We start from the raw sequence: 24,133 nt of genomic DNA, 5'->3' as shown, positions 1-24,133 counted from the left end.
GGCGGTGCCCGCACATGGCGGGCACCGTCGGGTCCATCACTTCAGTTCGGTCGCCCAGTAGGCTTCGATCTGCTTGACCAGCTCGGCCGGCAGCGGCACGTAGTGCAGTTCGTTGGCCTGGGTCTGGCCGCTTTCGAAGGCCCACTTGAAGAAGGCCAGCGCATCCTGGTTGCGCTTGGCATCCTTCGGCTTCTTCTGCATCAGCATGAAGTTGGTGGCGGTGATCGGCCACGCCTGCTCGCCCGGCGCGTTGGTGATGACCAGGTTGAAGTCCTTGGCACTGGCCCAGTCGGCGCTGGCGGCAGCGGCGGCGAAGGTTTCAGCATTCGGCTGCACCCAGGTGCCGGCGGCGTTCTGCAGCGAGGTGTACGGCATCGCGTTCTGCAGTGCGTAGGCCAGTTCGACGTAGCCGATCGAGCCCTTGATCTGCTTCACGTACGAAGCGACGCCTTCATTGCCCTTGCCACCGACGCCGTCCGGCCACTGCACCGAGGTGCCTTCACCGACCTTGCTCTTCCACTCCGGGCTGACCTTGGACAGGTAGTTGGAGAAGTTGAAGGTGGTGCCCGAACCGTCCGAACGGTGGACGATGGTGATCTTGCCGTCCGGCAGGGTCACGCCCGGGTTGGCGGCGACGATGGCCGGGTCGTTCCAGGTCTTGACCTTGCCCAGGAAGATGTCGGCGAGCAGGGCACCGCTGAGGCGCAGCTTGCCGGCTTCCAGGCCGTCGATGTTGACCACCGGAACCACGCCGCCGATGGCCGACGGGAACTGGGCCAGGCCGGCCTGGGCCAGCTCGTCACTGTTCAGCGGCTTGTCGGACGAACCGAAATCAACGGTACCGGCCTTGATCTGGGCGATGCCACCACCGGAACCGATGGACTGGTAGTTGATCTTGGCACCGGTGGCGGTGTTGTAGTCGGCCGACCACTTGGACACCAGCGGGAAGATGAAGGAGGCGCCAGCACCGGAGACCTCAGCGGTCACCTTGTCGCCGGCAGCGGCCGGAGCAGCGGCACCGTCAGCGGCCGGCTGCTGTGCGGCCTGCTTGTCGCCACCGCAGGCAGACAAGCCCAGGGCGATGGCCAGGGAAAGGGCGGCAAGGCTGGCCGAGTGCAGTTTCATGGTCACTCCATAGCGGGGTAGAGCCGACGGTGTCGGCGGATGCGGCTATGAAATGATGTTTTTGTTACAGCCGTATGACGTCCATGACAGAGGTGTCCTGGATCACGTTCCGACAAGGGTTTCGGCTGATCCGCGGTTGGCCGCTGGGCCGGCTGACGGCGCCAACTGCGCGTCTGCGCGGTCCCCGGCGCGGCGGCGCATTGCCGTTGCCCTTGCTCCTGCTCCTGCCTTCCATGACCCCACCGCGCCCCCGATGGACTGTCGAAAGGCGATGGGCCGGGCTGCGCAGGACCGTCCACGGCATGGATGCCGTGGCCGAGCCCCCACGGACGGGTTCACGGCGTGTCCTGCGCAGCCCGGCCCATCGCCGCAACAAGACTTCAACGGAAGCGCAGCGCTCTTCACGACCAACCCAACCCAATCGACAACCGTACAAAAAAGAAGAGCGCCGGACCCCGAAGGATCCAGCGCCCGGTGGGGCCGGCGGGGGAGAGAGGACCCGCCGACCCCGTTCCTGCGGGGGAACGCCTGGCAACGAAACTCAGTACTTCAGGTTCTGCGTCCAGTAGGTCTCGATCTGGCGCACCAGTGCGTCCGGCAGCGGCACGTAGTCCAGCTGTTTGGCCTGCGCATCGCCATTCTTGTAGACCCAGCGGAAGAACTCCTGGGTGGCCTTGGCGCCCGCCACGTTCTTCGGCTGCTTGCGCACCAGGATGAAGTTGGTGGCAGTGATCGGCCATGCGTCAGCGCCCGGGGCGTTGGTCATCACCAGGTAGAAGTCACGGGCGTTGGCCCAGTCGGCGCTGGCCGCAGCGGCCGAGAACGAGGCGTCCGACGGCTGCACGATCTTGCCGGCCGCGTTCTTCATCGCCGCGTAGGACATCTTGTTCTGCAGCGCGTAGGACAGTTCGACGTAGCCGATGCCACCCTTGATCTGCTTCACGTAGGCTGCAACGCCTTCATTGCCCTTGCCGCCGATGCCGGCCGGCCACTGCACCGAAGTGCCTTCACCGACCTTGCTCTTCCACTCCGGGCTGACCTTGGACAGGTAGTTGACGAAGTTGAAGGTGGTGCCCGAGCCGTCCGAACGATGGACGATGGTGATCTTGCCGCTGGGCAGGGTCAGGCCGGCGTTGAGCGCGGCGATGGCCGGGTCGTTCCAGGTGGTGATCTTGCCCAGGAAGATGTTGGCCAGGGTCGGGCCGTCCAGCTTCAGCGCGCCCGGGGCGACGCCGGCGACGTTGATCACCGGCACCACGCCGCCGATCACCGACGGGAACTGGGCCAGGCCAGCCGCAGCCAGTTCTTCCGGCTTCAGCGGCGCATCGGACGAACCGAAATCGACGGTCGCGGCCTTGATCTGGGCGATACCACCACCGGAGCCGATCGACTGGTAGTTGACCTTCTTGCCGGTGGCGGTGCTGTAGTCGGCCGACCACTTGGACATCACCGGGTAGATGAACGAGGCGCCCGCGCCGGTGACATCGGCGGCGTTGGCGGCGAACACGGACGACGCGGCCAGAATGGCGACGGCGGCGCGCGACTTGAAGGCGTGGATCACGGGAGAGACTCCTGGGGTGGTCGAGGGGCGGCTGCCCGACGTTTCGGTGCACATTCCATAACGGTTCCATGACACGCCCGCGTCTGTCATATGACGCAAACGTGACAGCGGTCATGGCGGTGCCGAAGCCTCCCTTTCAGAGCCCCCGCAGCGCCTCCGGAATGGCATAGCGACCGTCGCTGGGCAGCAGTGTCCAGCGGTGCGCAGGTGCCGTCGTGTCGGTTGCATGGCAGTCATCACCGACGGCGACGCTGATCGTGTCGACGCGCTTTTCGCGCACCAGGATGGGTGCCAGGCCAGCGCTATGGGCCTTGCCCATCTCCAGCGTGCGCTCGAACCGACTGAGTTCGCCGGCGCAGCGCGTATCCCATTCGCCGCGACTGCCGCTGACGGCCAGCGGCGCAAGCACCCGACGCAGCTGCTGGCCATCACGCACGAACAACTGCAGTTCGGTCTGCGCGAACGGGTTGGGGCCTGAGCTGCCGCTGTAGTCCATGCGCACGCCGAATGCGCGGGTGGCCGCATCCAGCTGCCAGCGCGCCGTGTCCAGGCTGAGGCCGGTGAAGCGCAGCGCATCACTGCTGACCGCATCGGCCACGCGGGTCCAGGCCAGCGGCCGGCCACTGGCGGTATCGATCAGCAACAGGTCCAGATCGCCACCGCGCACGTCTTCCGAGGCGGGCTCGGCCCATTGCGCCACGGCCAGCAGGGTCGTGCCGGGCTGCGCGGGCCACGCGCGGCAGGCGGTTCTGTCGGCATCGGTGAAGCGTGCCGCTGTTGGCAGTACGCCGGCCGGCAACTGCCGATAGGCGGCCTCGCGCACGGCCTCTGCATCCTCGCAGGCGAGCGCAGCGGGGGACAGGGCGGTAAGCAGGGCGCCACACAGCAGGCGGCGCAGGCGGAGGGAAGTGGGCATCCCGAAGGTCCATGTCGACAGGGCAGGGCATCATCGCGCGCCCACCGCCTGCCCACAACGACGAAGGCACGGCCGGTGCCGTGCCTTCGTCCACCTTCACGCCGCAGGACTTACCAGAAGAACTGCGCGCGGGCTTCCAGGATGTTCGGATCGTCGTTGACGAAACCACGAGCGGTCGAGCTGTACTTCTTGCTGTCGACCATCACGTAGTTGAGCATCAGCTTGAAGTTCGAGCGCCAGTACCAGTTGGCACCGACGGTCCAGATGTCCATCTTGCCGCCGAGCACGCCATCGACGATCGGCGGACGGCCGGCCACCGGGTTGGCGGCGAGGTTGCCGTCGTTCAGATCCATGTGGTCGTAACGCAGGCCCAGCTGCCACTGGCCGCTGGCCGGGTTGTTCGGCAGGCCAGTGCCCGGGGTGCCGCCCTTGTAGCTCCAGCTTTCGCCGGTGACATTCCACACGCCGCTGACGTAGTAGCCGTCGGTGGTGTAGTTGTCGTGGGCGTAACGCTTGGCCTTGCTGGTGTAGTACTCGGCCTGGGCCTTGAACGGGCCCTGGAAGTACATTGCCTCGGCGCCGATGGTGCTGACGCGGTCGGTGTCGGTCATGTTGCCGCCATCGACCAGACGCGCGGTGGCCAGGTCGGCGTTCGGGCGGGCACGTACGCGCAGGGTGTCCGCGTCGGTGTCGTAGTCCACATAGCTCAGGCCGAAGTGCAGGACTTGGCCCTTCTCGTTGATCGGTGCCCAGGTGCCACGTGCGCCGTAGCCGCTGCCGTGGGCCAGGTTGCGGGTCAGCTCGCGGCCGAAGGCGCTGGCAGTGACCGACCAGTTGTCCTGGCCATAGCTGTACGCACCGCCGAGGCGGCGGGCGACGGCGTAGGTGTTGGTGACCGCGGCCTTGGAGATGAAGTCGTTGTTCTTGGTGCTGGACAGCTCTTCCAGGCTGTTGGGCTGCTTGAACTGGCCGACCTGGATGAAGTGGTTGGCGTTGCCCAGCAGCTTGTACTTCACGTTGGTGTCAAGGAACTTGTCGGCCTTGGCGTCATAGCCGACCACCCACTCCACGTTGCCCGGGCCCTTGCCCTTCAGCACCAGCTCGGCGCGACGCAGTTCGAATTCGCTGTTCTTGCCGTTGCCGGCGTCACCGCCGTTGAGGTCCACGACGTCATTGTCGTACCAGTTGCCGTCGGCCTGGACCAGGCCTTCGAAGGTGATTTCCGAACCGCCGATCACATCGATGGCGACTTCGGCGTGGGCGGCCGGCACATACAGCGCAGCAGCCACGGCGACCGTCAGGAGTTGGTGATGCAGTTTCATGGAGAGGAGCCTTGCAGGCAGGTGGGAAGATGCGCGCAGGCTAGAGCGTGAAGATTGCGTAAATGTGACAGTTCGCGCACGGCCGCGATCCGCCGCAGGCCCCGTCACGGCTGGGCCTGCCATTGAAACCGGTTACGTATGACGCCCGGATTTCGCCCCGGTTGCAGTAGATCCACGCCCTGCGTGGATGGTTTTCCCGTGCATCCACGCCATGCGCGGATACCGACATCACTCGGCGAGGGTCTTGTCCTTGAACCGGCAAAGATCGGCAATCACGCACCCGGGGCAATCCGGTTTGCGCGCTTTGCACACGTACCGTCCGTGCAGGATCAGCCAGTGATGCGCATCCAGCAGGAACTCGGCAGGAATCGCCTTGACCAATCGATCCTCGACCTCGCGCACGTTCTTTCCCGGTGCAAGTCCGGTGCGGTTGGCGACGCGGAAAATGTGCGTGTCCACCGCCATCACCGGTTCGCCGAAGGCGGTGTTGAGCACCACGTTGGCGGTCTTGCGACCGACACCGGGCAGTGCTTCCAGTGCATCGCGGTCGCGCGGCACTTCGCCGCCGTGTTTCTCCAGCAGCAGCGCGCAGGTGGCGATCACGTTCTTCGCCTTCGCGTTGAACAGGCCGATGGTGGCGATGTACTTCTTCAGTCCCTCTTCGCCCAGGGCGAGGATCTTCGCCGGCGTGTTGGCAACCGGGAACAGGCGACGGGTGGCCTTGTTGACGCCGACGTCGGTGGCCTGTGCCGACAGTGCGACCGCCACCAGCAGTTCGAAGGGAGAGCTGTATTCCAGCTCGGTCTTCGGGTGCGGGTTGAGTTCGCGCAGGCGGGTGAACATTTCCACCACGTCGGCGCGCGGCATCGTACCGCCGCGACGCGCAGGCGCGCGCGCGGTCTTCTTCGCGGTTGCCATTACAGCTCCTTGCCGGCGGCGCGGGCCTTGGCCCGGGCGAGGATGGCGGCCGCCGCGGCAGGCAGGGCGGGTTTCGCGTCCGGTGCCGGCGCGGGCGTCCGCCGCGCATCACGCTCGGCCTCGCGGCGGGCCAAGCGCACCGCGCGCGCGCGGAAACGTTCGCGCGCGGCCCATGCACGCTGCAGTTGCAGCTGCATCTGGCAGAGGCGGTCGGGCAGGTCGGGATGATCGGGCAGCAGCCGGTCGTCGCCAGCGCGCACGACGTAGTCCATCAGTCCAGCCTGCAGTGCACCATCGGGATCGTCTGCCTGGACCCGGGCGAACAGCAGCACGGGGTTGGGTCGGGATGCCATGGCGTCAGCGGTTCTGGAAGGCGGGAGGACGACGCTGCAGGAAGGCACTGGTGCCTTCGCGCATGTCTTCGGTGGCGAACAGCAGGCCGAACTGCGCACTTTCGTATTCCAGGCCGGCCTCCAGGCTGCATTCGCCGCCCACGTGCACCGCGTCCAGCAGGCCACGCAACGCCAGCGGCGCCGACTGTGCCAGCTGCCGGGCCAGGGCCTGCACGCGGGCGTCGAGCTCGGCGGCGGGCACCACCTCGTTGACGATGCCCAGGGCCAGCGCGCGTGCTGCGTCGATCGGGCTGCCCAGCAGGCACAGCTCCAGCGTGGCCGCGCGGCCGCACAGGCGCAGCAGGCGCTGGCTGCCGCCGAAGCCGGGAATCAGGCCGAGATTGATCTCCGGTTGGCCGACCTTGGCCGAATCGGCCGCGATGCGCAGATGGCAGGCCATGGCCAGCTCCAGCCCGCCGCCCAGCGCAAAACCGTTCACGCGGGCGATCACCGGCTTGGGCATGCGTTCGATGCGGCGCATCACGGCCTGGCCGAGCAGGGAGAAATCACGTCCCTGAACCGCGCTCAGTGTGTTCATTTCCGCGATGTCGGCCCCGGCCACGAACGCCTTGGGGCCAGCGCCGGTCAGCACCACCACCCGTACCGCCGGGTCGGCGGCCGCGTCGCTGAACGCCTCGTCCAGCGCCTGCAGGGTCGCTGCATTGAGGGCATTGAGCTTGTCCGGGCGCTGCACGGTAATGGTGCGGACGGCGCCGTCATCGCTGACGTCGACCGGGCGGGGAGCGGGGGCCTCGACCACGGGAAACTCCTGGAACGTTAAAAAAAAGTGAGATTGAACTCTGTAAACGCAGACAGGTCATAGCCTGCGTGGTGAGTAGCGGTTACACGTTGTGGCCGTTATCCTAACCCGTCGCCTCAGGGCGGCGCAGAACGTCCCTGAGTTACCACCCCTGGAGAACTGTTTGATGAAGTTGCGTTCTATCGCGGTCGCCGTCGCGGCCCTGGCCCTGACGGGCAATGCCTTCGCCCAGGACATCGCGTCCGAGAAGGGCAAGCTGAGCTACTACTTCGGTTACGACTACGGCAACAACCTGGCGGAGCTGACCGGTCGCGGTGAGCAGCTGGACATCAACTCGGTGGTGAAGGGTCTGCAGGACGCCTACGCCAAGAAGCAGCCGGCGATCACCGCCGAGCAGCTGAAGCCGGCCGTTGAAGCGTTCCAGAAGCGCGAGCAGGGCCGTGCCCAGGCCGCCAAGGCCGAGTACGAAAAGGCTGCTGCCGACAACAAGACCAAGAGCGATCAGTTCATGGCGCAGAACAAGGCCAAGGCGGGCGTGCAGACCCTGCCGAGCGGCGTTCAGTACCGTGTGATCGAAGCCGGCAAGGGTGCCAAGCCGACCCAGGCCAGCACCGTGCAGCTGGAAGTGGCCGGTCCGTTCCCGTACGGCCAGCGTCCGACCGAAGCCCGCCCGGCCCAGCAGATTCCGTCGATCAAGGTCAGCGAAGTTGAAATGAAGGCCATGCGCGAGACCCTGCTGCAGATGCCGGCGGGCTCGAAGTGGGAAGTGTCCCTGCCGCCGGATCAGGCCTACGGTGCCGACCCGCGCACCCCGTTCCCGCCGAACGTGGCTGTGCAGTTCGAAATCAAGCTGATCAGCGTCAAGTAAGAAGAAACAGCGTCAACATCAACGCGCCGGTGATTCCACCGGCGCGTTTTTGTTTCTGCGGTATGCAACAGCCGTGTGCGCCCATCCCAAATCCAGCCCATTCGCGCTACTGTTGACCGGTGCAAACAATGGAAGAAACGGCGCGTGCTGTCGCAAGCCCCTGCATCAACGTGTGCAAGCTGGATCGCAACCGGCTGTGCGCCGGCTGCGGCCGGCATATCGACGAAATCGCACGGTGGTCGTCGATGAGCGACAGCGAACGCACGCACATCCTGCAGCGCGTGCTGCCACTGCGCCAACAACTGCAGCAGTCGCTGCGAGGCTCGTTGGCCGATCATGAGCGCCTGCTGCGCGCGCTGCATCCGCTGGCCGAGCCGCCGGCAGGCGACGGCTGGAACCGAAGTGAGCTGGATGACCTGTTGCCGCCGGGGCCACCGGTCGAGGCGGCGGTGCTGGCCGGTATCGTGCCGCGTGCCAACGGTGCGCAGGTGATCCTGACCCGGCGTACCGAAACCCTGCGGCAACATGGTGGCCAGGTCGGTTTTCCCGGTGGCCGTACCGAGCCGGATGATCGTGATGCACTGGCAGCAGCACTGCGCGAAAGCCAGGAAGAAATCGCATTGGCGCCGACCCAGGTACAGGCACTGGGTTATCTCGATCCGTTCGTGACCATCACCGGCTACCGGGTGACCCCGGTGGTGGCGGTGATCGATCCGGAGTTCGTGGCGGTACCGCAACCCAGCGAAGTGGCCGAAGTATTTGAAGTGCCGCTGGACTACCTGATGGCCGCGGACAACCTGCGCCAGGTCGAAATCAACCATCGCGGCCGCGTCCGCCATGTCCTCGAATACGGCTGGCCCGGCCAGCGCATCTGGGGCGCTACCGCGGCCATCCTGTACAACCTGCGTCGCCGCCTGGAGCAAGTGCAATGAAGCCGATCGATCCGCCGTGGACCACCCTCGTCGATGTCGCGACCCTGGCTGCGGCGCTGGGCGCTGGAGTACGCGTGGTCGATGCCCGCGCGACCGCAAGCACCGCTGTGCGCGTGGTCGACGCGCGTGCATCGCTGGCCGATCCGCAGGCGGGGAGTGGCCTTTACGCACAGGGGCATATTCCCGGTGCGGTGCATGCCGACCTCAATCGTGACCTGTCCGACCTGACGCGGGTCGGCCACGGGCGGCACCCGTTGCCGGACAGCGATGCCTTCGCCGCGCGCCTGGGGCAATGGGGTATCGGCACCGACACGCAGGTGGTGGTGTATGACGGCAGCGACGGCAGCATGGCCGCTGCGCGACTGTGGTGGCTGCTGCGCCTGATCGGGCACACGAAGGTGGCTGTTCTCGATGGCGGCATCGCCGCCTGGCACGCCGCCGGCCAGCCGCTGGCGACCGGCAGCAGCGACGTCGCGGCGTTGCCGGCATATCCGGGACGTTTCGATACCAGCCAGATTGCCAGCGCGGACGAGATCGAATCGCGCCTCAAGCATGCACCGGGCTGGCTGGTCGATGCCCGCGCAGGCGAGCGTTTCCGCGGTGAAGTGGAACCGCTGGATCCCGTGGCTGGCCATGTGCCAGGGGCGGTCAATCGACCGTTCGCGTTGAACGTGCTGGACGGCCGCCTGCGCGACGCGGAGGAACTGCGTGCCGAACTGCAGAGCGTGATCGGCAACCAGGACCCGCAGCGGGTGGTGCTGATGTGCGGTTCGGGCGTGACCGCCTGCCATCTGCTGCTGGCGATGGAGAGTGCGGGCCTGTCCGGCGCGCGCATCTATGCGGACTCATGGAGTGGCTGGGTCAGCGACAGCAGCCGTCCGGTGGCTACCGGCGCCTGAGCGAAGCGGGTCAATCGATTCGACATTCATCCACGCATGGCGTGGATCCATGTGTCGACCAAGGTCGACACCCACCAACAGCAGCGCGGTCGACACCCCACCAAGAGCGAGCCGTGCCGTCCCGACAGATCGCGGGAACCTGTCGAAGGCGGGGTGGGTCCGGTTGCGGGGGCGTGAGCGCCATGGATGGCGCGACCGAGCTTACAGGGACGTACTTGCAGCGTCCCCCGCAACCGGACCCGCCCCGCCATCCCACGGATACCCAGCTTTTGCTGTTGCTTCGGCTGTTGCCTCTGCGGGTGCAGGGCGCAGCCCTGCCGATCACCCCAACGGCTGCAGCGGCACCTTCGCCAGGATCCGCTGCCACGGGAACAACGGGCCCGGATCGCGCTTGCGCGCCACGGTCACGGCCGGATCGTCACTGGCAGGCACCTGCTCCAGGTCCAGCTGGTCGTGGCCGGCGATCTGCCGCAACGAGGGATACTGCAGTACCAGCGCCTGCAGCAACCGTTCCAGCGCCAGCAGCTGCGCTTCGGCGTACGGCTCGTCCATCGCCTGGTGGCGGCTGTCGAGCCAGTGCGGGTAGCGCCCGGAATTGACCAGTTCGATGCCCACCGAATCGGCATTCATGCCGCGCACGTGGTGGGCGATGCGTTCCGGCGCCACGTACTGCACCACGCTGCCGTCGCGGTCGATGTAGAAATGCCCGCTGTTGCCGGCGCCGCTGTCGTACAGCACGCGCTCGCCGTACTCGCGGGCGGTGGCCAGGTCGGGCAGTTCGGTGCAGTGGATCACCACCATCGCCAGGCTGGATGGATCGCGCAAGGGCAGGCGGTCGTGGTAGGGCAGCGGCTGCAGCTGCAGGCCGGGCAGGAGCGGATTGGACATGCGGCGATGCTAGCATTGCCGAATGAAACTGCCTTCCTTTCTGCTGTCGGTCCGCTCCGTGGGAGCGGACGCATGAGTCGCGGTCACTGCATCCTGTCGCACGGCTTCGAGAGCGGCCCGGAGGCGACCAAGGTCACCGCCCTGGCCGAGGTCGCCGAGCGCCTGGGCTGGACCCATGAGCGCCCCGATTACACTGACCTCGACGCGATGAGCGAGGTCAGCCGCGTTGGCGACGTGCGCACCCGGCTGCAACGCCTGATCGAGCGCACGGCCGCTGCCGCTGCGCAGGGGCCGGTGGTGCTGGCCGGCTCCAGCCTGGGCGCCTACATCTCCGCCATTGCCTCGCTGCAGGTGCCAGTGGCCGGCCTGTTCCTGATGGTGCCGCCCACCACCATGGGCCCGATGCCGGCGCTGGACGCCGCCCCGGTGCCGATCACGGTGGTGCAGGCCTGGCATGACGAGGTGGTGCCGGCCGCCGGAGTCATCGCCTGGGCGCAGGCGCGCTCGGCGCAGCTGCTGCTGGTGGACGATGGCCATCGCCTGGAGCATCACGTGGAGGCCTCCGCGCAGGCCTTCGAGCGCCTGCTGCGGCAGCTGTGAAGCCCGGGCGCACGGCGCGCCCGCCCGCATTGACTACAATGGCACCCCCGCCGCCCCCGGCGCGGGGCTGCCGGCCGTGTCCACGGCCCTCCCTTCCGAATGGCCCGGCTCCTTGCCGTGCCTGACCACCTGCGAATCGATCCCGTGAAATTTTTTGTCTCCTGCGCCAAGGGCCTGGAATACCTGCTTGCCGATGAGCTGTCGGCCCTGGGCCTGGAAAAGGCCACTGCCACCATCGCTGGCGTCAATGCCGATGGCGAACTGGAGCAGGCGCTGCGGATCGTCATGTGGTCGCGGCTGGCCAGCCGCGTGCTGTGGCCGATCGACGAGTTCGAGTGCCCGGACGAGCAGGCCCTGTACGACGGCGTCCGCGCGCTGCCGTGGCACGAGCACATCAAGCCGGAAATGACCCTGGCGGTGGACGCGCATGTGTCCGGTGACAAGATTACCCACGCGCGCTTCGCGGCACAGCGGATCAAGGACGCCATCGTCGACCGCATGCGTGATGAGGGGCTCGAGCGCCCCTCGGTCAATACCGATCTGCCGGACGTGCGCGTCAACCTGTCGCTGCGCAAGGGCCGTGCCTCGCTGTCGATCGACCTGGGTGGTGGCCCGCTGCACCGCCGTGGCTGGCGCGGTGCCGCCCACGAGGCGCCGCTGAAGGAAAACCTGGCCGCCGCGCTGCTGCTGCGCGCGCAGTGGCCGCGCCTGCATGCTGCCGGTGGTGGCCTGCTGGACCCGATGTGCGGCAGCGGCACGCTGCTGATCGAAGGCGCGCTGATGGCCGCCGACGTCGCTCCCGGCCTGATGCGCCATGGCAGCCTGCCGCCGAGCCGCTGGCTGGGCTTCGACAAGGCGGCCTGGAAAACCATCCAGAGCGAAGCGCGCGACCGCGAGGCCGCTGGCTTGGCCGCGCTGAAGCCGGTCATCCACGGTAGCGACATCGACCCGGTGGCGATCCAGGCCGCGCGCGAGAACGCGGAAGTGGCGGGCGTCGCCCACGCGATCCGTTTCACCCGCGCCGACGTGGCCGACCTGGCCGCGCCGGAACAGGAGATCGGTGCGGTGGTCTGCAACCCGCCGTATGACGAGCGCCTGGCCGCCGATCCGGCGCTGTACCGCAAGCTCGGCAATGCCCTGCAGAAGGCGGTGCCGCAGTGGCGCGCCAGCCTGCTGTGCGGCAACGACGAACTGGCCTTCGCCACCGGCCTGCGTGCGGGCAAGAAGTACCAGATGTTCAATGGCGCGCTGGAATGTGCACTGATCGTCTGCGATCCGATCGCGGTGCCGGGTCGCGATCCGGCGCAGGTGCGCGAGCTGAGCGAAGGCGCGCAGATGGTGGCCAACCGCCTGCGCAAGAACCTGAAGAAGTTCAAGAACTGGCGCGCGCGCGAAGGCATCACCTGTTTCCGCGCCTACGATGCCGACCTGCCGGAATATGCAGCGGCCATCGACGTGTACGAGGAAGACGGCGGCCAGCGCCGCACCTTCCTGCATGTGCAGGAATACGCCGCACCGGCCGCGATTCCCGAGAACGACGTGCGTCGCCGCCGCAATGAACTGCTGGCCGCTGCGCGCGAAGTGTTCGGCGTGCCGCCGGAACAGGTGTCGATGAAGTCGCGCGAGCGCGGCAAGGGCGGCAGCAAGTACGGCCGTTTCGAGCAGCGCGATGAGTTCCTCGTGGTGCGCGAGAACAACGCGCTGCTGCAGGTGAACCTGTTTGACTATCTGGACACCGGCTTGTTCCTCGACCATCGCCCGCTGCGCCGCCTGATGGCCGAGCAGGCGCGCGGCAAGCGCTTCCTCAACCTGTTCTGCTACACCGGCGTGGCCAGTGTGCAGGCGGCGGTGGCTGGTGCGGCCAGCACCACCAGCGTCGACCTGTCGGCCACCTACCTGCAGTGGTGCTACGACAACCTGGCCTTGAACGGGCAGGGCGGCAACCAGCACCTGCTGGTGCAGGCCGATGCGATGGCATGGCTGGAAGGCGATCGCGGCCAGTACGACGTGATCTTCTGCGACCCGCCGACGTTCTCCAACTCGGCCCGCGCCGAGGACTTCGACGTGCAACGCGAACAGGTGAAGATGCTGCGTGCGGCCGTCGCGCGGCTGGCACCGGGTGGCGTGCTGTACTTCTCCAACAACTTCCGCCGCTTCAAGCTGGAAGAGAACGCCATCGCCGAGTTCGCCCAGTGCCGCGAGATCAGCGCCAGCACCATCGGCCCGGATTTCGAGCGTAATGCACGCATCCATCGTGCGTGGGAGCTGAAGCGCCTGGCGTGAACCGGTAGTGCCGGCCGCTGGCCGGCAACTACGGAGACTCCGACGGAGCTTCATGGGGTTGCCGGCCAGCGGCCGGCACTACCCTCCCGGGAAGATCCATGCCACGCGCGGATGGCGATCCGCAGTAGATCCACGCCATGCGTGGATGCAGTCCACCGTAAGGCTTACAGCAACGCCACCACCAACCCGATCACCGGCAATCCAACCGCCAGCGGTGCGATCCACTTCGGCCGGTACGGGTACAGTGCAAACGCCAGCACGATTCCCCCCAGCGTGAGCGCGCCGAGCCACAGCACTGGGCCTATTGCCCAGCCGTAGTCGAGCACGCACAGTGCGAACGCCACCGTCAGCAGCACCCAGCCCAGCACCCTCCATTGCATGCGCCGTACCGGCGATGCCGCAGCTTTGCCGTGCAGTTCCTGCTGGTGCTTTTCCATCGCCAGCGACAGCGCGGTGAACGCTGCGAACGACAACCCCAGTACCAGCGGCATCATGCGCTGGCCTCCGCTTCCACTGTATCAACCGGTGCCTTGGTCGCTGCGGCCGCCGCGCGCTTCTTCTTCTCGGCAGCGCTCAGCGGCGGTGTCCAGCGCTGCATGCGCCAGCCACACATCGCCAGCATCGCGCCGAAGGCGATCATCGACAGATCGAAGCCGGCCAACGTCCAGTCACCATTGAACAGGGTCACGCCCAGATGTGCATGGGTGGTCAGCGCGTTCACTACCGGGATCAGCGCGAACGCCGCTGCGCCGAGGTACAGCTGCCACGCCCACATCATCCGCTTGGGCCAGATGAAGGCGGCCAGCAACGAGGCGCCCCACGCGTAGAAGAACACGTTTGCCTCGGCGGTGGACCGTTCGGCCAGGCCCAGCGGCAGCAGCCGGTTACCCCAGAAATAGGCGGCAAAGGCGATCGGCAGGCCGGCCACGGCGCCGATGTTCAGTGCATCCACCAGGCGCAGGCCGAAGCCGGTGCGGCCGCTCTTTGCATGCTTCGGCCGCTCCTTCACCGCCCACAGCACCACGCCGCTGGCCACCATCAGGCAGCCGGTCAGGCCGGACAGGAAGAACAGGGCGCGCACGCCCCAGTCGGCGAAGCGTGCCAGGTGCAGGCCATACAGCACGCCCCGGGTGGCGGTGGCGCCACCGGAAGGCGGGGTTTCCTGCAGCAGCACGCCAGTGACCATGTCATAGCGCAGCGCGGGCGTATCGATGGACAAGCGCTTGCCGTCGCGCTGACGGATGTCGATCACCGCATTGGCAGCACCGGGATTGGCAACGCTGAAACCAGCGACCTCGGTCCCGTGCCAATGCGTGCGGGCACTGTCCAGCAGTTGCCGCAGTGGCAGCGGGGCGGCCTTGCCTTCGGCCGGTGCGGTGACTTCGGGCAGGCCACCAAAGGCCTCTGCGTAGAAGGCATCCTGGTCGGTACCGTAGGCCGCGTTCACACCCCACGGCAGATACATGATCATCAACGTGACGATGCCGGTGTAGGTGATCATCGCGTGGTAGGGCAGGGCCATCACCGCGCTGACGTTGTGGAAGTCCAGCCACGAACGCAGGCCCTTGTCCTTCCGGAACGTGAAGAAATCCTTGAAGATCTTCTTGTGGGTGATCACGCCGGTGATGATCGCCACCAGCATGAACATCGCGCAGAAGCCCACAAGGTAACGGGCCCACAGCACCGGGATGTAGTGCAGGTCGAAATGCAGGCGATAGAAGAAGTCGCCGCCACGGGTCTCGCGGGCCTTCAGCTCGGTGCCGGTGTTGGGGTCCAGGGTGGCATCACCAAAGGCGCCGCGGCGTCCCTTGCTCGGGTCGGCCAGTGCTTCTGGCAACCGCCAGAACATCTGCATGGCCGGATTGCGCGGCTGCGGCAGGGTGACAAACCAGCTCTCGGCCTGGGGCGCGTTGCTCAGCAGGTAGTCGGCCGCGCGCTGCGCTGCTTCGTCGGTGCTGACGGTGCTGCGCGGCAGTTCCGGGCGCATCCAGCGGCTGATTTCCTCGCGGTAGTAGCTGGCGGTGCCGGCCATGAAGATCAACAGCAGCAACCAGCCGACCAGCAGGCCGGTCCAGGTGTGCAGCCAGGCCATGGATTGGCGGAATCCATTCTTCATGCCCACGCTCCCAGCAGGCGCGACGCACCGGCCATCAGCAGGGTGGGGACGAGAATGCCGACCCAGGCACGTAGCGCGCTGCGCGTGGCGAACGCCCACAGCGCGGCGCAGGCGGCGACCAGGATCGCCAGCAGCATGCCGGTCAGCACGGTCTGGCCGCGCGCACCCGGCAGCGCCAACGCGCAGAACACGGTGGTCATCGAGGCAAGCGCGTAGCCGCCGAAGATGGCGGCCAGCGATCGGGACAGCACGCCCCATCGCGGGTTGGCGAAGAAGGTGCTGAGGCGGGGGCTGGCGGTTGCGGGCGAGCGGTCCACGGCGGTCCTGCAGGTTGAATGAAAGAGGACCGGCGCACCGAAGCGCGCCGGGGGTGGCCATCCGTGGCCCGGAGCCGGTCGCAGAACCGGCGCCATCCATCAGATCGTCAGAGCTTCCAGCGCAGCGTCATCATCACGTTGCGCGGTTCGCCCCAGTACACGCCGTCGTAGAAACCGACGCGGTTGTAGTACTTCTTGTCCAGCAGGTTGTTCACGTTCACCTGGGCGGTGAAGTTCTCGTTGAAGCGATAGCCGGCCGACAGGTTGAGCAGGTAGATGTCGCCCTGCTCGATTGCCACGCGGTCGCGCTTGCCGCTGACCAGGAAGTCTTCGCGCGGCTTGTTGCTCAGGCTCCAGATGCCGCTCTGCCAGGTCGCGCCGCCACCGATCCAGAAGCGGCCTTCGGCGCCACCCGGACGCCAGCTGGCGTTGAGGCGGAACAGGTCGACCGGAACGGTGGTGTTCTGGCGCACGCCCAGCGCATTGCGGCTGACGGTGTGGGTGAACCCGGTCGACAGGTTCCAGTGCTCGCCCAGGCTGCCCTGCGCTTCGATTTCCCAGCCCTTCACCTTGTTGCCCTTGCCGGTGGAGCGGTAAGCACTGATGCCACCGGGCAGCGAGTTTTCCGGAACCGAATCGTCCAGTTCGGCGACGTTGTCCTTCTCGCCCTTGAACACCGCGACCGAGGTGTTGAGCAGGCCATCGAAGAACTCGGCCTTGACCCCCGCTTCCCACATGTCGCCGACCACCGGTTCGAGGTAGTTGTTGGCCTTGTCGCGGTAGTTCTGCGGCTGGAAGATGTCGGTGTAGCTGACGTAGCCGCTGAAGTAACGGTTGAAGTCGTAGATGAAACCGGCGTACGGGGTGAGTGAGTCATCCGGCTTGTAGCCGCCGCGAGCGGTGCCGGTCAGGCGGCCGGCGTCGTCGTGGGTGTAGGTCCAGCTGCGTGTTTCCCAGCTGCCGTAGCGGGCGCCGAGCACGGCGGTCAGCGGCTCGGCAAGCTGCAGGCGCGCGGCCAGGTAGGCGGCACGCTGGCGCAGTTCGTCTTCCGAGGCGAGATAGCCCAGGCGGGTGACCTGCAGCGGTGCCACGTCGCCGTTCCAGCTGCGCCAGTCCGGCACGCGCTCGTAGTTGGCAGGATAGGCGGCGGTTTCACTCGCAGGCACTTCGCCCTTGCGCACCGACTGGCCGAAGCCGAACACCAGTTCGTGTTCACGGCCAAACAGCTGGAACGGACCACCGACGTTGAAGTCGAACACCTGCATGTCGCCGTTTTCACCGAAGCTGCCGACGAAGGCAGAGATGCCGCTGCCATCGGCACGCGGGTAACCGGACGCACCGTACCAGACCGCGCCGTCGGTCTCGCGCTTGGAGCGGGTGTAGGCGAACTTCGCGGCCCAGCCCTGGCCCAGCTGCTGTTCGAGGCGGGCGAACGCGCTCTTCTCGACGATCGGCCAGCTGCTCCAGCGCGCCGACAGGTTGGTCGAGCGTGGCAGGTTGGCCGGCTTGCCATCGGCGCCCCAGTACGGCACCACGCCCCAGGTCACGCCGGTGGTGCGCGGCGACTGGTACTCATAGCCGGCTTCCAGCAGGGTGGTGTCGGTGATGTCGGCCTGGACGATGCCGTAGAAGACATCCTTGTCCAGCTTGTAGACATCGCGGAACGAATCACTCTGCTGCTTGGCGGCGACCACGCGGGCGCGGATGCGGCCATCCAGGGCGATGGGGCCGCCGAGGTCGGCTTCCAGGCGCTGGTTGCCCCAGCGGCCGAGCGTGAGGTTGGCGCTCATCTGGAACGTATCGGTGGGGCGCTTGCGGACGAAGTTGATGGTGCCGGAAGGATCACCTGCACCGGTGGTCAGGCCGGTGGCACCACGCACTACTTCGATGCGGTCGTAGATCACGCTGTCGGTGTTGGTCTTGATGTAGCCACCGAAGGTGTTGAGCATGCCATCGACCTGGAAATTGGTGATGTTGTACCCGCGCGAGACGTAGTTGATGCGTTCGCTGTCAGTGACCGACACCGCCACGCCGGTGACCTGGCCCATCACGTCGGACAGCGAGAACAGGCCCATGTCGTCCAGCCGTTGCCGGGTCACCACGGTCATCGACTGCGGGGTATGGCGCAGCGACAGGCCGAGCTTGGTCGCGGTGCTGGCGCGCTTGACCGTGTAGCTGTCGGCGATATCGCCATCGGCAGTGACCTGAACGGTGTCCAGGGTGCGCGCGGAGGGGGCGGCAGAACCTTCCTCAGCGTGTGCCAACGGTGCGATCAACAGTGCGGTCACGGCCAGGGCCAGCAGGGTTGGGCGGGGAGTGATCAGGGACGAAGCCATCGGTGCGATTCCATGCAGGACAAAAAACAGGCGATGGCAAACGCACCCATGGCAGCCATGCGCTCCGCGCACGTCGCCCAGCGTGATTCCCATCGACGGTGCGTCACCCGCGCGTTGCGGGCGACCCAGTGGTCGGGGGATGTACACGGGCGAAGGGGCGGGTGGGCGCGTGCTTCCGTGCCCCGCTTGGCTAAGCGTACAACCGATCAGTAAATGATAGGCATTCGCATTTCGTTAAGCAAGCGTGACAGCCTCGGTCTTCCACGCATGGCGTGGATACAGCGGGATCGAGGGACACTGTCGAAGGCGGGGCGCTGTGGTTTTGCGGGGTGTGAGCCGCATGGATGCGGCGACCAAGCCCCCAGGGACGGGTTCACGGCGGCCCCGCAAAGCCACAGCTCCCCGCCACCCCGCAGGAAACCCGCTGTGGCTGTGGTTTTGGCTCCGGCCTCTGCGGGTGCCGGGCGCAGCCCGGCCGCGAACCCACCTCAGAAACGGAACAGAACCGTCGCTGCATGCAGCAGCAGGCCGATCAACCCGCCCACCAGGGTGCCGTTGAAGCGGATGAACTGCAGGTCGCGACCCACGCTCAGTTCCAGCTGCTCGACCAGGTGGCGCTCGTCCCAGCTCTTCACGGTCTGCGCGATGTGGGTGGTGACGCCCTCGCGCAGGCGCCCGGTGAGGCGCTGCGCGCCTTCCAGCAGGTGCTGGTTCAATGCCTCGCGCAACGCCGGGTCCGATTGCAGGCTGTCACCCAGTGACGCCAGGCTGCGCTGCAGGTGACCGACCAGTGCCGAATCCTCGCGCTGCAGATCGCCGCGCAGGCTGGCCTGGATGCGCGCCCACAGGCCCTGCACGTACTCCTGCAGAGCAGGGTGGTTGATCATTTCCTGCTTGAGCTGCTCGATGCGCTCGGCCAGTGCCGGGTCTTCGCGCAGGCGCTGCACGTAGTTGCCCAGCCACTGTTCGTAATCCTGGCGCAGCGGATGCTGCGGCTCGGCGAGCACCTGCTGCAGCTCTTCCAGCACCGCCCGGGCCAGGCGTTCTGCAAGGTTGTCGCCGATCTCATCGATCGGCTTGATCCAGTTCACCGTGCTCGACAGCGTTGGCCATTCGCGCTGGATGTAGCGCACGATCAGTTGCGAAGCGCGTTCCTTCACTTCCGGCTGTTCCAGCCAGCGCCCCAAGCGCTGCAGGCCTTCATCCAGCACCCGCTGGTGGCGGCCATCGGCGGTCAGCAGGGCCAGCAGTTCGCCGGCAGTGGCCGCGGCGTTCCACTGCCGCAACTGTTGCACCACGAAGCTGTGCAGCTGCCGCCGCACCGCGGCTTCATCGAAGAAATCCAGCGCCTGCAGCGCCCAGCCACGGGCCATGTCGGCCAGCATCCGTGAACGTGCGGGATCGGCCAGCCAGCTCCCAAGGCGGCTGGCCGGGTCGAATACCTGCAGCTTGGCCAGCAGCACCGCCGGTTCCAGGAACTGGTCGCGCACGAACAGGGCCAGGCTGTCGCCGATGCGTTCCTTGCTGCGCGGAATGATCGCCGTATGCGGAATCGGCAGGCCCATCGGTCGCCGGAACAGGGCGACCACCGCGAACCAGTCCGCGAGTGCGCCGACGGCGGCAGCCTCGCAGAAGGCCGAGACCCAGGCCCAGATGCCGCGCTCACCCTGCCAATGGCTGACCGCGAAGCCGCCCAGCATCAGCAGCAACAGGCCAAGGGCGAGGGCTTTCAGGCGCCGCAGCTGAGCGCGACGCGGATCGATGGCAGACGTCATGCCCGAAGTCTACCCGCAGGGCGGTGAGTGACCGGTAGTGCCGGCCGCTGGCCGGCAACCTCGTGAACGTTGCGGGTGGGTTGCAGATGCCGGCCAGCGGCCGGCACTACCACAGGGTTCAGAGCGCTTCCAGCTGCTTGCGCAGATGGGCCAGCTGCGCGCGCAGGGTATCGTTCTCGCGGGTCAGGTTCACCACGCGGCGACGCAGGGCCGGGGCATCCTCGCCCAGCTGCTCCAGCGCAGCCAGCACTTCGGCATCACGGCTGGCGATCTCATCCTCGTTGGCTTCTTCGAAGTCCATTTCCGCCGACTCCGTTTCCGGCTTCGGCGCACGCGGCTTGCGCTTGGACTCACGCACACGCTTTGCAGCCTGCTTCAGTTCATCCTTGCCGCCAGCGGCAGCCGCGCGCTGCTCTTCTTCCGGCAGGTCGGCCACGGCAGCGGCGGCGCTGATCGAGATCATGCCGGCCTTCACCGCTTCCACCACCTCGGCCGCGGCCTGGGCGTGGATGCGCTCGATCATGCCGACCTGGCTGGTGCTCAGCTTGGCTTCGCGGGCCAGTTCGGCACGGCTGATCTTCGGCGCCGGTTCCCACGGCGGGCTGTCCTCGCCGGCCTCGTCGGCAGGCTCGGCGGTGCCATCGCTCTCACGCTGCAGCTGCGCCTGCTCGACCTGCTTGCGGGCGGACAGGATGTCGCGCTTGCGCAGGGCCAGTACCCCGCGCTGGAAATCGGAGACGCTGCGCCGTCCCAGGTGCTGCTCGATCATCCACAGGTGCACGTCTTCCATGCTCTGGAAGCGGGTGTTCTGCACGGTGTTGAACGGCAGGTCATGCTTCTGGCAGATGCCGAAGCGGTTGTGTCCATCCACCAGCACCTCGCCCCACAGCACCAGCGCATCGCGGCAGCCTTCGGCGAGGATGCTGCGCTCCAGCGCCTCGTGTTCGTCCGCGGTGAGCGGGTCGATGTAGGCCTTGAGTTCTTCTTTGACGACGATGTTCATGGGCACGGCAACGGGCAGGAGCGGAACCGCCCATTGTACCCGCTCGCCACCACCGCTCCGGGCTCAGGCGGTGGCCCGGATCATCTCGCCCAAGGTGCCGGTGATCTGGTCGATCTGTGCCTTGTCCACGATCAGCGGCGGTGACAGCGCGATGATGTCGCCGGTGCAGCGCACCAGCAGGCGCCCGTCGTGGAAGCAGCGGCGGAACACTTCGTAGCCACGGCTGCCGGGGGCATCCTTGCGCGGCGCCAGCTCCACCGCGCCGACCAGGCCGAAGTTGCGGATGTCGATCACGTTCGGCAGCCCCTGCAGGGCATGCAACCGCTCCTGCCAGTACTCGCCCAGCTCGATTGCGCGCTCGAACAGGCGTTCTTCGGCGTAGACGTCCAGCGTGGCCAGCGCCGCCGCGCAGGCCAAGGGGTGGCCCGAATAGGTATAGCCATGGAACAGCTCGATGGCCTGTGGCGGACCCTGCATGAAGCTGGCATGCACGCTGTCGCCCACCAGCACGCCGCCCAGTGGCACCGCGCCGTTGCTGGCGCCCTTGGCGAAGGTCAGCAGGTCCGGGGTGACCCCGAAACGCTGTGCGGCAAACGCCATGCCGACACGGCCGAAGCCGGTGATGACTTCATCGAATACCAGCAGGATGCCATGCTGGTCGCAGATCTCGCGCAGGCGCTGCAGATATCCTGGTGCCGGCAGGATCACGCCGGCCGAGCCAGCGATGGGTTCGACGAACACAGCGGCAATGGTGGATGGGTCGTGCAGGGCGATCAGCCGTTCCAGATCGTCGGCCAGCTCGGCACCCTGGCGTGGCAGGCCCTTGCTGAAGGCATTGCGTGACAGGTCCAGCGTGTGCCGCAGGTAGTCCACGCCGCCGAGTTGCAGACCGAACTGGCGGCGGTTGTTGGGCAGTCCACCCAGTGCCATGCCGCCGAAGCCGACCCCGTGGTAGGCCTTCTCGCGGCTGATGAACCGCGTGCGCTGGCCTTCGCCACGCAGGCGGTGATGGGCCAGCACGATCTTCATCGCCGAATCCACTGCCTCCGAGCCCGAGCTGGTGAAGAACACATGGTTCAGCCCGGCCGGGGCCAGCGCCGCCAGTCGCTGCGCCAGGGCGAAGGCCGGCGGTGAACCCATCTGGAAGGCGGGCGAGTAATCGAGCGTTGCGGCCTGCTCGGCGATCGCGTCGACGATGCGACGGCGCGCGTGCCCTGCATTGCAGCACCACAGGCCAGCGGTGCCGTCGAGGATGGCGCGCCCATCCACGTCCTCGTAGTGCATGCCCTCGGCACGCACCAGCATGCGCGGCGCGCCCTTGTACTGGCGGTTGGCAGTGAACGGCATCCAGTACGCATCCAGTGAGTCGGGGCGCTGGGTGGCCAGGTCGTGCAGGTCGCTTGCAGGGGTTTTCATGCCGGCTCCGTCGGGTCCGATGGTTGCGACTCTAGCGCAGCCGCGTCACGGATCTGTCGGCAGGCATGGCCCGGCGCGACCGTTCGGGCCTCGACCTTGTGGTAGCGCCGGGCCATGCCCGGCGAGCGCGCAGCCCGGTCGATCACCGTGGGGTCGCGGCCGCGCCGGTATAAACAAGGATCGTTGATTGCTGGAGCGACCCATGACCCACTTCCCCGACCGCAGCCACTGGCAGGCACTGTCCCGCCGTGTGGCGATTCCCGGACAAGCGTTCATCGATGGCCGCTACGTGGAGGCCGCCAGCGGCGCGCGCTTTGATTGCATCAGCCCGATCGACGGACGCGTACTGGGCGCCGTGTCCGACTGTGATGCGCAGGACGTGGAGCGTGCGGTGGCCTCGGCGCGCCGCGCGTTCGAGGCAGGCCACTGGTCGCAGGCCAGCCCTGCCCATCGCAAGCGCGTGCTGTTGGCACTGGCCGCGCTGGTGGAGACGCACGCCGACGAGTTGGCCCTGCTGGAAACGCTGGACATGGGCAAGCCGATCCGCGATGCGCGACGCATCGACCTGCCCGGCGTGGTGCGCTGCCTGACCTGGACCGCCGAAGCGGTGGACAAGCTGTACGGCGAAATCGCGCCCACCGGCCCGCACGAGCTGGGTCTGGTCACGCGCGAGGCCGCAGGCGTGGTTGCGGCCATCGTGCCGTGGAATTTTCCGCTGCTGATGGCCTGCTGGAAGATCGCGCCGGCATTGGCGATGGGAAATTCGGTGGTGCTCAAACCCTCCGAGCGCTCGCCGCTGAGTGCGCTGCGGCTGGCCGCATTGGCGGCCGAAGCGGGATTGCCGGAGGGCGTACTGAACGTGCTGCCCGGTCACGGTTCACGCGTGGGCGAGCCGCTGGCCCTGCACATGGACGTGGACGTGCTGGCCTTCACCGGCTCGACCGCGACCGGCGCGAAGCTGCTGGAGTACGCCGGTCGTTCCAACCTCAAACGGGTCTGGCTGGAATGCGGTGGCAAGAGCCCGCACGTGGTGTTCGCCGATGCGCCGGATCTGGATGCGGCGGCCAAGGGCGTAGCGCAGGGCATCTTCTTCAACCAGGGTGAGGTCTGCACGGCCGGTTCGCGGTTGCTGGTGCAGCGTTCGATCCGCGATGACTTCGTGCACCAGGTGATCGCCTACGGCCAGCGCATGCAGCCCCGCCATCCGCTGGAGGCGGATGCACCTATGGGGGCTTTGGTCGATGCCGCGCATGTGGACAAGGTATTGGCCGACATTGCCCGCGCCGAAGCCGATGGTGCGCGCCTGCTGCTGGGTGGCCAGCGTGCCGAGGTGGAGGCGGGCGGTTGCTATGTGCAGCCGACCGTGTTCGACCAGGTGCGGCCGGAGCAGGCGCTGGCCCGCGAGGAAGTGTTCGGCCCGGTGCTGGCGGTGCTTGGTTTCGACGACGAGGCCGAGGCCGTGCGCCTGGCCAACGACAGCCGCTACGGGCTGGCCGCTGGCCTGTGGACGCGGGATCTCGGTCGCGCCCATCGCGTGGCGCGCCAGCTGCGAGCGGGCAGCGTATGGGTGAACGGCTGGGATGGTGGTGACATGACCGCCCCGTTTGGTGGCTACAAGCAGTCAGGCAACGGCCGCGACAAATCGCTGCATGCCTTCGACAAGTACAGCGAGATGAAGGCCACCTGGATCCAGCTGTAGCGACGCG

General features: G+C 67.0%; 21 protein-coding genes. 6 read left to right on the top strand and 15 right to left on the bottom strand.

The genetic code is table 11. The features are described from left to right. Nucleotides 1-36: 36 nt before the first annotated feature. The 7 genes from pstS (HUT07_RS12595) to HUT07_RS12565 form a co-directional block, all read right to left on the bottom strand. On the bottom strand, nt 37-1,125 hold the full coding sequence (gene pstS / locus HUT07_RS12595) for a phosphate ABC transporter substrate-binding protein PstS (RefSeq protein WP_176021216.1): 1,089 nt from the start codon (nt 1,123-1,125) through the stop codon (nt 37-39). A gap of 541 nt (nt 1,126-1,666) precedes the next feature. Continuing rightward, complete coding sequence (gene pstS, locus HUT07_RS12590; protein ID WP_176021215.1) at nt 1,667-2,686, bottom strand: phosphate ABC transporter substrate-binding protein PstS; 1,020 nt, start codon at nt 2,684-2,686, stop codon at nt 1,667-1,669. A 136-nt stretch (nt 2,687-2,822) separates the two neighbouring features. Continuing rightward, nucleotides 2,823-3,602, bottom strand: a complete 780-nt coding sequence (locus HUT07_RS12585; protein ID WP_176021214.1) for a hypothetical protein — start codon at nt 3,600-3,602, stop codon at nt 2,823-2,825. Between the two features lie 110 nt (nt 3,603-3,712). After that, nucleotides 3,713-4,924, bottom strand: coding sequence for an OprO/OprP family phosphate-selective porin (locus HUT07_RS12580; protein ID WP_176021213.1), 1,212 nt, complete (start codon nt 4,922-4,924; stop codon nt 3,713-3,715). Between the two features lie 228 nt (nt 4,925-5,152). Next, nucleotides 5,153-5,842 (bottom strand): endonuclease III, encoded by a 690-nt coding sequence (gene nth / locus HUT07_RS12575; RefSeq protein WP_099819987.1) that lies wholly within the window; start codon nt 5,840-5,842, stop codon nt 5,153-5,155. Then, complete coding sequence (locus HUT07_RS12570; protein ID WP_176021212.1) at nt 5,842-6,195, bottom strand: hypothetical protein; 354 nt, start codon at nt 6,193-6,195, stop codon at nt 5,842-5,844. The genes nth and HUT07_RS12570 overlap by 1 nt, the downstream gene beginning before the upstream one ends. Before the next feature lie 4 nt (nt 6,196-6,199). Next, on the bottom strand, nt 6,200-6,994 hold the full coding sequence (locus HUT07_RS12565; protein WP_176021211.1) for an enoyl-CoA hydratase-related protein: 795 nt from the start codon (nt 6,992-6,994) through the stop codon (nt 6,200-6,202). 166 nt (nt 6,995-7,160) lie between these two features. Between HUT07_RS12565 and HUT07_RS12560 the strand changes: the two genes are divergently transcribed. From HUT07_RS12560 to HUT07_RS12550, 3 genes are all read left to right on the top strand, one after another. Next, nucleotides 7,161-7,862, top strand: a complete 702-nt coding sequence (locus HUT07_RS12560) for an FKBP-type peptidyl-prolyl cis-trans isomerase N-terminal domain-containing protein (RefSeq protein WP_089239934.1) — start codon at nt 7,161-7,163, stop codon at nt 7,860-7,862. Nucleotides 7,863-7,990: 128 nt separating this feature from the next. Then, nucleotides 7,991-8,794, top strand: coding sequence for a CoA pyrophosphatase (locus HUT07_RS12555; protein WP_176021210.1), 804 nt, complete (start codon nt 7,991-7,993; stop codon nt 8,792-8,794). Continuing rightward, complete coding sequence (locus HUT07_RS12550) at nt 8,791-9,693, top strand: sulfurtransferase (RefSeq protein WP_176021209.1); 903 nt, start codon at nt 8,791-8,793, stop codon at nt 9,691-9,693. The genes HUT07_RS12555 and HUT07_RS12550 overlap by 4 nt, the downstream gene beginning before the upstream one ends. Before the next feature lie 321 nt (nt 9,694-10,014). On the opposite strand, the gene HUT07_RS12545 is transcribed toward HUT07_RS12550, so the two are convergent. Then, the gene (locus HUT07_RS12545) at nt 10,015-10,581 is read right to left on the bottom strand and encodes an N-acetylmuramoyl-L-alanine amidase (RefSeq protein WP_176021208.1); all 567 of its coding nucleotides are present in this window, start codon (nt 10,579-10,581) and stop codon (nt 10,015-10,017) included. Between the two features lie 72 nt (nt 10,582-10,653). Between HUT07_RS12545 and HUT07_RS12540 the strand changes: the two genes are divergently transcribed. Both HUT07_RS12540 and rlmKL read left to right on the top strand, forming a co-directional pair. Continuing rightward, on the top strand, nt 10,654-11,181 hold the full coding sequence (locus tag HUT07_RS12540) for a hypothetical protein (RefSeq protein ID WP_176021207.1): 528 nt from the start codon (nt 10,654-10,656) through the stop codon (nt 11,179-11,181). 144 nt (nt 11,182-11,325) lie between these two features. After that, nucleotides 11,326-13,464 carry a bifunctional 23S rRNA (guanine(2069)-N(7))-methyltransferase RlmK/23S rRNA (guanine(2445)-N(2))-methyltransferase RlmL gene (rlmKL, locus tag HUT07_RS12535; protein WP_176021206.1) on the top strand — a complete coding sequence of 713 codons (2,139 nt, stop codon included), beginning with the start codon at nt 11,326-11,328 and terminating at the stop codon, nt 13,462-13,464. Nucleotides 13,465-13,628: 164 nt separating this feature from the next. Here the strand turns inward: rlmKL and HUT07_RS12530 are convergent, their stop codons facing one another. The 7 genes from HUT07_RS12530 to HUT07_RS12500 form a co-directional block, all read right to left on the bottom strand. Beyond that, nucleotides 13,629-13,958, bottom strand: a complete 330-nt coding sequence (locus HUT07_RS12530; RefSeq protein ID WP_176021205.1) for a DUF3325 domain-containing protein — start codon at nt 13,956-13,958, stop codon at nt 13,629-13,631. Next, nucleotides 13,955-15,580, bottom strand: coding sequence for a PepSY-associated TM helix domain-containing protein (locus HUT07_RS12525; RefSeq protein WP_176021204.1), 1,626 nt, complete (start codon nt 15,578-15,580; stop codon nt 13,955-13,957). Before HUT07_RS12525 ends, HUT07_RS12530 begins: the two co-directional genes overlap by 4 nt. Next, a complete protein-coding gene (locus HUT07_RS12520; protein ID WP_176021203.1) occupies nt 15,577-15,897 on the bottom strand; it encodes a DUF3649 domain-containing protein in 321 nt (106 codons plus the stop codon). The genes HUT07_RS12525 and HUT07_RS12520 overlap by 4 nt, the downstream gene beginning before the upstream one ends. A 107-nt stretch (nt 15,898-16,004) precedes the next feature. After that, nucleotides 16,005-18,233, bottom strand: a complete 2,229-nt coding sequence (locus HUT07_RS12515; protein WP_176021202.1) for a TonB-dependent siderophore receptor — start codon at nt 18,231-18,233, stop codon at nt 16,005-16,007. Between the two features lie 488 nt (nt 18,234-18,721). After that, nucleotides 18,722-20,008 (bottom strand): DUF445 family protein, encoded by a 1,287-nt coding sequence (locus HUT07_RS12510; protein WP_176021201.1) that lies wholly within the window; start codon nt 20,006-20,008, stop codon nt 18,722-18,724. 118 nt (nt 20,009-20,126) lie between these two features. After that, nucleotides 20,127-21,011 (bottom strand): plasmid replication/partition related protein, encoded by an 885-nt coding sequence (locus tag HUT07_RS12505; protein WP_176021200.1) that lies wholly within the window; start codon nt 21,009-21,011, stop codon nt 20,127-20,129. A 63-nt stretch (nt 21,012-21,074) separates the two neighbouring features. Beyond that, complete coding sequence (locus tag HUT07_RS12500; RefSeq protein WP_176021199.1) at nt 21,075-22,427, bottom strand: aspartate aminotransferase family protein; 1,353 nt, start codon at nt 22,425-22,427, stop codon at nt 21,075-21,077. 202 nt (nt 22,428-22,629) lie between these two features. Here HUT07_RS12500 and HUT07_RS12495 point away from each other — a divergent pair, with 202 nt between their 5' ends. Beyond that, nucleotides 22,630-24,126, top strand: coding sequence for an aldehyde dehydrogenase (locus HUT07_RS12495; protein ID WP_176021198.1), 1,497 nt, complete (start codon nt 22,630-22,632; stop codon nt 24,124-24,126). Nucleotides 24,127-24,133: the final 7 nt, after the last annotated feature.

Source organism: Stenotrophomonas sp. NA06056, assembly GCF_013364355.1.
Classification (GTDB): domain Bacteria; phylum Pseudomonadota; class Gammaproteobacteria; order Xanthomonadales; family Xanthomonadaceae; genus Stenotrophomonas.
Note: the sequence above shows the minus strand (reverse complement) of the source record. Positions and strands in the feature narration are given on the sequence as shown.

Excerpts from the sequence above, each read along its gene's own strand:
- pstS (WP_176021216.1), bottom strand. The coding sequence starts at position 1,125 with ATGAAACTGCACTCGGCCAGCCTTGCCGCCCTTTCCCTGGCCATCGCC.
- HUT07_RS12585 (WP_176021214.1), bottom strand. The coding sequence starts at position 3,602 with ATGCCCACTTCCCTCCGCCTGCGCCGCCTGCTGTGTGGCGCCCTGCTT.
- HUT07_RS12580 (WP_176021213.1), bottom strand. The coding sequence starts at position 4,924 with ATGAAACTGCATCACCAACTCCTGACGGTCGCCGTGGCTGCTGCGCTG.
- nth (WP_099819987.1), bottom strand. The coding sequence starts at position 5,842 with ATGGCAACCGCGAAGAAGACCGCGCGCGCGCCTGCGCGTCGCGGCGGT.
- HUT07_RS12570 (WP_176021212.1), bottom strand. The coding sequence starts at position 6,195 with ATGGCATCCCGACCCAACCCCGTGCTGCTGTTCGCCCGGGTCCAGGCA.
- HUT07_RS12560 (WP_089239934.1), top strand. The coding sequence starts at position 7,161 with ATGAAGTTGCGTTCTATCGCGGTCGCCGTCGCGGCCCTGGCCCTGACG.
- HUT07_RS12555 (WP_176021210.1), top strand. The coding sequence starts at position 7,991 with ATGGAAGAAACGGCGCGTGCTGTCGCAAGCCCCTGCATCAACGTGTGC.
- HUT07_RS12550 (WP_176021209.1), top strand. The coding sequence starts at position 8,791 with ATGAAGCCGATCGATCCGCCGTGGACCACCCTCGTCGATGTCGCGACC.
- HUT07_RS12545 (WP_176021208.1), bottom strand. The coding sequence starts at position 10,581 with ATGTCCAATCCGCTCCTGCCCGGCCTGCAGCTGCAGCCGCTGCCCTAC.
- HUT07_RS12540 (WP_176021207.1), top strand. The coding sequence starts at position 10,654 with ATGAGTCGCGGTCACTGCATCCTGTCGCACGGCTTCGAGAGCGGCCCG.
- HUT07_RS12530 (WP_176021205.1), bottom strand. The coding sequence starts at position 13,958 with ATGATGCCGCTGGTACTGGGGTTGTCGTTCGCAGCGTTCACCGCGCTG.
- HUT07_RS12525 (WP_176021204.1), bottom strand. The coding sequence starts at position 15,580 with ATGAAGAATGGATTCCGCCAATCCATGGCCTGGCTGCACACCTGGACC.
- HUT07_RS12515 (WP_176021202.1), bottom strand. The coding sequence starts at position 18,233 with ATGGCTTCGTCCCTGATCACTCCCCGCCCAACCCTGCTGGCCCTGGCC.
- HUT07_RS12510 (WP_176021201.1), bottom strand. The coding sequence starts at position 20,008 with ATGACGTCTGCCATCGATCCGCGTCGCGCTCAGCTGCGGCGCCTGAAA.
- HUT07_RS12505 (WP_176021200.1), bottom strand. The coding sequence starts at position 21,011 with ATGAACATCGTCGTCAAAGAAGAACTCAAGGCCTACATCGACCCGCTC.
- HUT07_RS12500 (WP_176021199.1), bottom strand. The coding sequence starts at position 22,427 with ATGAAAACCCCTGCAAGCGACCTGCACGACCTGGCCACCCAGCGCCCC.
- HUT07_RS12495 (WP_176021198.1), top strand. The coding sequence starts at position 22,630 with ATGACCCACTTCCCCGACCGCAGCCACTGGCAGGCACTGTCCCGCCGT.